Consider the following 5,517-nt stretch of genomic DNA (forward strand, 5'->3'; position numbering starts at 1 on the left):
GTCACCGGCGCCGCCAACCCCGTCAGCGGGCCGTACTTCAACTTCTCCACCCCCGAACCCACCGGCGTCGTCGCCGTCATCGCCCCCGACGACCCCCTCCTCGGCCTGGTCTCGGTGCTCGCACCCGCCATCGCCACCGGCAACACCACCATCGTCATCGCCTCCGAACCCGCACCACTCCCCGCGATCACCCTCGCCGAAGTCCTCGCCACCAGCGACCTGCCGGGCGGGGTGGTGAACATCCTCACCGGACACCGCACCGAACTCGCCCCCTGGCTCGCCTCCCACATGGACGTCAACGCCATCGACCTCACCGGCGTCCCCCACGAGGACATCCGGGACCTCGAAGACAGGGCCGCCGAGAACCTCAAACGCGTCCACCGCCCCACCACCACCGACTGGACAGACGACCCCGGAACCGCGCGCATGACCGCGTTCCTGGAGACGAAGACCGTCTGGCACCCCGTCGGGGTCTGATCCACGACCGCACACCAGCCAAGGACCCGGCGGAACCGCCGTGGCCTCTCCCCACTCATGCCTCGAACAGCCGGAACAGGAGGACCGCGATGAAACCCCACGGTGTTCTCGTCGTCGGCAGCATCACCGCGGACGTGACCGCGTTCAGCGCACGGTTCCCGCGGCGCGGCGAGACCGTGCTCGGCGATGACTTCACCCTCGTGCTCGGCGGGAAGGGGGCGAACCAGGCGGTCGCCGCCGCCCGCGCGGGGGCGCGGACATGGCTCGCCGGATGCGTCGGCCGGGACCCGTTCCGCGAGATCGTCCTGGACGGCCTGCGCTCGCACGGCGTCGAACTGGACGAGGTCCGGACCGTCGACGGCCGCACGGGCGTCGCGCACATCCGGGTGGACGCGTCCGGCGAGAACGACATCGTCATCACCCCCCTGGCGAACGCGGACCTCGACCCGGCGATGGTCGACGCGAGCATCGCCGCGACCGCCGGGAAGGCGGGCGTGCTGCTGCTGCAGCTCGAGGTCCCCGCCGCGACGACCTGCCACGCCGCGAAGGCGGGCCGGGCGGCCGGGCTGACGGTCGTCCTCGACCCGGCCCCCGCGCAGCCGCTGCCGGACGACGCGTGGCCGCACATCGACCTCGTCACGCCGAACGAGAGCGAGGCGGCCGAGCTGACCGGCGTGGAGGTGACCGACGCGGCGTCCGCCGAGCGGGCCGGGCGGTGGTTCCTCGACCGCGGCGTCGGCCACGCGCTGATCACGCTGGGCGCGGGCGGCGCCGTCTCCGTCACCGCCGCCGGCGCGCGCCACTTCCCGGCCTACGAGGTCACCGCCGTCGACACGACCGCGGCCGGGGACGCGTTCACCGGCTCGCTGGGCGCGGCGCTCGCGGCCGGCGACGACCTGGAACGTGCCATCGAACGCGGGATGGCCGCCGGCGCGCTGGCGACGACCCGTCCCGGCGCGAGCCCGTCCCTCCCCGGACGGGACGAGGTGGACGCGCTGATGTCCGGTACCACCCTGGAAGGAGCCGCCCGATGAGGCGCAACAACGGCACCCTCAACGGCCAGCTGGCCCGCGTCATCTCCGAGCTCGGGCACACCGACCTGCTCGCCGTCACCGACGCCGGGCTGCCCATCCCGCCCGGGGTGGAGCGGGTCGACCTGGCGGTGCGGGAGAACCTGCCGCGCTTCCTCGACCTGCTGGACACCGTCCTCGCGGAGGTCGCCGTGGAGGGCGTGCTGATGTCGGAGGAGGTCAAGGAGCACAGCCCGGACATGCTCGCCGAGGTCGAGGCGCGCTTCCCGGGCATGGCGGTGCGGTTCGTCCCGCACGCCGAGTTCAAGCGGGCCACCGGCGGCGCGCGGGCGGCGGTGCGGTCCGGGGAGTTCACCCCGTACGCGAACGTGCTGCTCACCGCGGGCGTCGTCTACTGACGGGAGATCGACATGCGGATGCAGCTGGTCGACGTCCACAAGTCGTTCGGGGAGAACCACGTGCTGCGGGGCGTCGGGCTCGCGGTAGAGGCGGGCGAGGTCGTCGCGCTGTGCGGCGAGAACGGCGCCGGCAAGTCCACCCTCACCCGGGTGATCTCCGGCGCGCACCAGCCCGACGCCGGGCGGGTCGTCATCGACGGGGAGACCACCGTCCTGAAGGACCCGCAGGCCGCGATGGCGCTCGGCATCGAGGTCATCTACCAGGAGTTCCAGCAGAACCTGTTCCCGAACCTGTCCGTCGCGGAGAACATGCACGTCCTCGACCGGGAGGGCCGGTTCGGGCGGCTGAGCGTGTCGCGGCGCCGGATGGCGGAGGCGGCCGCGGCGGCGCTGAAGGACCTCGGCCTGGACATCGACGTCCGGCGCCCGGTCGGCGAGCTGGGGGTCGCCGAACGGCAGATGGTCGAGATCGCGAAGGCGATGACGCACCGGCCGCGGCTGCTGATCCTGGACGAGCCGACCGCGGCGCTGGACGAGCGCGAGTCGGAGCGGCTGTTCGCGCAGGTCCGGCGGCTGCGCGAGGCGGGCGTCACCATCCTCTACATCAGCCACCGGCTGGACGAGGTGTTCGAGCTGTCCGACCGGATCGTCGTGCTGCGCGACGGCCGCGTCACCCTGGACGAGCCCACCGGGTCGCTCACCCCCGCCCGGGTCGTCACCGCGATGGTCGGCGACGCCGTGGACGACTTCTACCCGAAGGAGCGCAACGCCACGGACCGGGTCGTCCTGCGGGTCCGGGGCGCGTCGGGCGGCGAGGCGTTCCGCGACGTGGACCTCGACGTCCGGGCGGGCGAGGTGCTCGGCATCGGCGGCGTGGTCGGCTGCGGCCGCGGCGAGCTGCTGCGCGCCCTGTTCGGCCTGCACCCGCTGACCTCCGGGACCGTGACCGTGGACGGCGAGCCCGTCAGGGCGCGCGACCCGCGGCGGGCGATCGCCGCGAACATCGCCTACGTCACCCCGGACCGGTCCGGTGAGGGCCTCGCCCTCCAGCAGTCGGTCGAGGCGAACGTGTCGCTGCCGTCGCTCGGCCGGTTCACCACGGCCGACGTCGTCCGGCGCGGCCGGGAGCGCGCCGCGACCAGGAAGGTGATGGCGGACCTGCGGGTCCGCACCGCGTCGCCGTCGGTCCCGGCCGCGTCCCTGTCGGGCGGCAACCAGCAGAAGGCGCTCTTCGCCAAGTGGGTCATGACCGGCCCCCGGGTGCTGCTGATGGACGAGCCGACCCGCGGCGTCGACGTCGGCGCCAAGACCGAGATCTACCGGATCATCAACGGGCTCACCGCGGACGGCGTCGCCGTCGTGCTGGTCAGCTCCGACCTGCCCGAGCTGGTCGCCATGTCCGACCGCGTCCTGGTGATGCGGGAGGGGCGGCCCGTCTCCGAGCTGGCGGGCGACGACGTGAACGAACAGAACATCCTCGAACACGCACTGGTAGGTGCCCCATGACCCTCTCAGTCACGAGCCCGGCGTCCCGGTCGCGGCTCTCCTCCGCGGCCGCCGCCGCACGCCGGCTGCGCGCGGTCTGGATGCTGCTGCTGGTCGGGATCGTCCTGACCATCGCCTCCCCGGTCTTCCTGACGCACAACAACCTGATGAACGTGGGGCTCGCGACGTCGGTCGCGGCGCTGCTCGCGGTCGGGCAGACCTACGTGATCATCCTGGCGGAGATCGACCTGTCGGTCGGCGCGGCGCTCGGCTTCACCGCCGTCGTCACCGCGCAGACGCTCCGCGACCACGGCCTGGTCGCCGGGGTCGCCGCGGGCGTCGCGGCCGGCGCCGCGATCGGGCTGGTGAACGGGCTGCTCGTCACCAAGACGCGGATGCCGTCGTTCATCGCGACGCTCGCCACCATGTCGGTGCTGTCGGGTCTGAGCCTGCAGCTCACCAAGGGCAACCCCGTCGCCGTGACCGACTACGACTTCCAGGGCATCGGGCAGAACCGGATCGCCGGCGTGCCCGTCCCCGTGGTCATCATGCTGGTGGTGTTCGCGGCGGCCGGGTACCTGCTCGCCCGGACCCGGTTCGGCCGGCACGTCTACGCCACCGGCGACAACACCGAGGCGGCGCGGCTGTCCGGCGTCCGCACCGACCGCGTCAAGATCCTCGCGTTCGTGGTCAGCGGGGTGCTGGCGGCGCTCGCCGGGTTCATCCTGACCGCCCGGCTCTCGACCGCCGAGCCGACCGCCGGCACCGGCCTGGAGCTGGAGGCGATCGCCGCCGTCATCATCGGCGGGACGAGCCTCGCCGGCGGGCGCGGCACCCTGCTCGGCACCCTCGTGGGCGCGCTCGTCCTCGGCGTCATCGACAACGGGATGAACCTCCTCGACGTCTCGCCGTTCCTGCAGAACGTCGTGAAGGGCCTGGTCATCCTGCTGGCCGTGTTCCTGGACCGCAACATCGACGTGCTGCGCTCCCTCCTTCCGAAACGCGCGGACGGCACCGCGCCCGGCGGCCCGCCACATCGCGGCGGCACCGCCGCCGCCAAGACCCGCTGACCGGTTTCCCACCCCACCCCACCCCACCCCACCCCGCAAAGGAGATTCCCATGCGCGTGGCCCGTACCACCCGCGCCGCGATCGCCGTGACCGCCGCCGCCGCGCTCGCCCTCACCGGGTGCAGCCGCGCCGGCGACGACGCCGGCGCCGACTCCGGCAAGGCGTCCGGCAAGAAGGACGCGACAATCATCATGAGCACGCTGAACAACCCGTTCTTCGTCAGCGTCAAGAACGGCGCGCAGGCCCAGGCGGCCAAGCTCGGCATCAAGCTGAACGTGCAGAACGCCAACAACAGCGACGCCGCCGCGCTGAACCAGGCGACGACGGCGGTCTCCAAGCAGACCGGCATCCTCATCATCGACCCGGTCAGCACCCAGTCCGCGACGTCCTCGGTGACGCAGGCGAACGGCGCGAACATCCCGGTGATGGCGTTCGACCGCAAGCCGTCCGGCGGCAAGCTCGCCACGTTCGTCGGCTACGACGCCGTCCAGGCCGGGCGGAACGCCGCCAAGGCGCTCGCCGAGGCCGTCGGCGAGAAGGGCAAGGTCGTGGAGATCCAGGGCCTGCTCGGCACGAACGTCGCGCAGGACCGCAGCAAGGGCTTCAACGAGGAGATCGCGCAGCACAAGGGCATCACGGTCGTCGCCAAGCAGGCCGCGGACTTCGACCGCGCCAAGGCGCTCAACGTGATGACGAACGTGCTGCAGGCCAAGCCCGACATCAACGGCGTGTACGCGGCGAACGACGAGATGGCCATGGGCGTCCTGTCGGCGCTGAAGGCCCGCAACCTGTCGAAGAAGGTGAAGCTCGTCGGCAACGACGGCATCTCCGACGCGCTGGCCGCCGTCGCGGCGGGCGACATGTACGCGACGAACGCCGAGTCACCGTTCGCGCTCGGCCAGAAGGTCATGACGCTCGCCGCCGACATCCTGGACGGGAAGAAGCCCGCGGCGGACGAGACGCTGCAGGGCAGGCTCGTGACGAAGGGCGACGCCAAGGAGTACGCCGACTACCTGGTCGGGCTCGGCGACGCCGCCGACGTTCCGGCGTCCCTCA

The 5,517-nt window shown here is 72.4% G+C and carries 6 protein-coding genes; all 6 read left to right on the top strand.

The window, feature by feature from the left end:
* A partial coding sequence (locus ABZ914_RS45190; RefSeq protein WP_500200855.1) for an aldehyde dehydrogenase family protein occupies positions 1–477 on the top strand: 477 nt, incomplete at its 5' end.
* An 89-nt stretch (positions 478–566) separates the two neighbouring features.
* Positions 567–1,511 carry a ribokinase gene (rbsK, locus tag ABZ914_RS45195; protein WP_190868613.1) on the top strand — a complete coding sequence of 315 codons (945 nt, stop codon included), beginning with the start codon at positions 567–569 and terminating at the stop codon, positions 1,509–1,511.
* Positions 1,508–1,906 carry a D-ribose pyranase gene (gene rbsD, locus ABZ914_RS45200; RefSeq protein ID WP_190868612.1) on the top strand — a complete coding sequence of 133 codons (399 nt, stop codon included), beginning with the start codon at positions 1,508–1,510 and terminating at the stop codon, positions 1,904–1,906. The genes rbsK and rbsD overlap by 4 nt, the downstream gene beginning before the upstream one ends.
* Before the next feature lie 12 nt (positions 1,907–1,918).
* Entirely contained in the window at positions 1,919–3,412 is a 1,494-nt protein-coding gene (locus ABZ914_RS45205; RefSeq protein ID WP_500200856.1) for a sugar ABC transporter ATP-binding protein, read from the top strand.
* Entirely contained in the window at positions 3,409–4,461 is a 1,053-nt protein-coding gene (locus ABZ914_RS45210) for an ABC transporter permease (RefSeq protein ID WP_387026184.1), read from the top strand. Before ABZ914_RS45205 ends, ABZ914_RS45210 begins: the two co-directional genes overlap by 4 nt.
* A 50-nt stretch (positions 4,462–4,511) precedes the next feature.
* A partial coding sequence (locus ABZ914_RS45215) for a substrate-binding domain-containing protein (RefSeq protein WP_500200857.1) occupies positions 4,512–5,517 on the top strand: 1,006 nt, incomplete at its 3' end.

Origin of the sequence: Spirillospora sp. NPDC046719, assembly GCF_040645715.1 — a bacterium.
Lineage (GTDB): Bacteria > Actinomycetota > Actinomycetes > Streptosporangiales > Streptosporangiaceae > Spirillospora.